The sequence below is a fragment of the Pseudomonas sp. BJa3 genome, assembly GCF_026343815.1.
GTDB classification, from domain to species: domain Bacteria; phylum Pseudomonadota; class Gammaproteobacteria; order Pseudomonadales; family Pseudomonadaceae; genus Aquipseudomonas; species Aquipseudomonas soli.
Map to the genome: position 1 here is coordinate 1 of NZ_JAOXMC010000454.1, position 244 is coordinate 244.

The 244-nt window shown below is 66.4% G+C and carries 1 protein-coding gene; it reads right to left on the minus strand.

The features are described 5' to 3' along the window. The coding region (locus OH705_RS30095) for a TetR family transcriptional regulator (RefSeq protein WP_416383615.1) at nucleotides 1–230 on the minus strand (230 nt) is incomplete at its 3' end. Nucleotides 231–244 lie beyond the last annotated feature (14 nt).

Below are 244 nucleotides of genomic sequence, written 5' to 3' on the forward strand. Positions count from 1 at the left end.
TCCTCCTTGCTGGCGAAATGCGCGTACAGGCCGCCTTTGGACAGACCGGCGCGCAAGGCGATGTCATCCATCCGGGCGCCGGTGTAGCCGGCGGCCGAGAACTCCTGCAGCGCGGCATCGAGGATCTGCCCGACGCGCACGGTAGGAGGGAGACGCTGACGTTGCGAACTCATCACCCCTGCTCCCATTGCGGATTGGCGGGCAGCGCCGCCGCCCGCCAACAGCACCATTAAAAACCGACCAG